At 66.7% G+C, this 396-nt stretch carries 1 protein-coding gene; it reads right to left on the reverse strand.

Annotated features, from left to right (window positions below):
- The coding region (locus EN969_RS35105) for a CoA transferase (protein ID WP_206525403.1) at positions 1-396 on the reverse strand (396 nt) is incomplete at both ends.

Consider the following 396-nt stretch of genomic DNA (forward strand, 5'->3'; position numbering starts at 1 on the left):
GACCAGCGGCGTGCCCGACATCACCATCGGCGCGCGCACCGAAGGCAGAAGATTGCCATGGCCGTCGTCCAGGTCGAGCCGCATGCCGCGCGCGATCGTCTGCGGGTCGGCGAACATCTGGCCGATCGTGTTGATCGGGCTCGCCGGCACGCTGGCCGCTTCGAGCTTTGCCAGCAGCGGATCGCGGTCAAAAACCTTCAGCGCCTCGACCATGCGTTCGCGCAACTTGGCCCGGTTGGCGACCCGGGCGGGATTGGTGGCGAAGTCGGGATTGGCAGGCAGGTCGTCCAGCCCGACGGCAGCGCAGAATTTGGCGAACTGGCCGTCATTGCCCACCGCCAGGATGATGTGCCCATCCCGGACCGGCACCACCTCGTAGGGGGCGATGTTCATATG

The organism is Mesorhizobium sp. M7A.F.Ca.CA.003.01.2.1 (genome assembly GCF_003998945.1).
Classification (GTDB): Bacteria; Pseudomonadota; Alphaproteobacteria; order Rhizobiales; family Rhizobiaceae; genus Mesorhizobium; species Mesorhizobium ciceri.